At 61.5% G+C, this 553-nt stretch carries 1 protein-coding gene; it reads right to left on the reverse strand.

Annotated features, from left to right (window positions below; all coding sequences use genetic code 11):
* Window positions 1-237: 237 nt before the first annotated feature.
* The coding region (locus tag K3F48_RS24020; protein ID WP_222577951.1) for an NrsF family protein at window positions 238-553 on the reverse strand (316 nt) is incomplete at its 5' end.

The raw sequence follows: 553 nt of genomic DNA on the forward strand, positions 1-553 counted from the left end.
CGACCAGGATAACGCAAATGCCTTTTGCATTATCGACCCATGCGATTCGAGGCTCTCGCATCGACGCCGACCTCGTTTCGACTGGCGGACGCCGGAGACTGCGCACGCTTCGTCGATCAATTTCGTTGGAGCCGCGATGAAGGTTACGGAGATTCACACAAAAGCTTCCCGTGATGGTTTGGTCCGTGGCTGTGCTCGCCCCGGGCCGACCAGGAGACCGATCGATGCGCTCCGCCGTCAGCTCGGCCGCTGGACAGTGGCGACGAACTCGTCGCGCGTCGTCCAGCGAAGAAGCCGACGTCCGAACAGCGAGGCGAAGCCGCTCATCAAAAGAACCGCGCAAAAGGGCCAAAACCCAGCGGAGCCGGCCATGTTCTGCTCGATGAACACACGGTGGACGGCCGAGGACATCGACGTGGCTGCGAGTGTCGCCAGCCCGACCGTCGTCATTGGCGCAATCGGAGCGCCTCGTCGCGCCATCGACAGGATGGCGAGAGCCGAAGGGATGCTCATCGCCGCAATTGTCTGAATGGTCGAAATATTCGCAAAGGGC

The sequence above is a fragment of the Methylosinus sp. Sm6 genome (assembly GCF_019802345.1).
In the GTDB taxonomy this organism is placed as follows: Bacteria; Pseudomonadota; Alphaproteobacteria; order Rhizobiales; family Beijerinckiaceae; genus Methylosinus.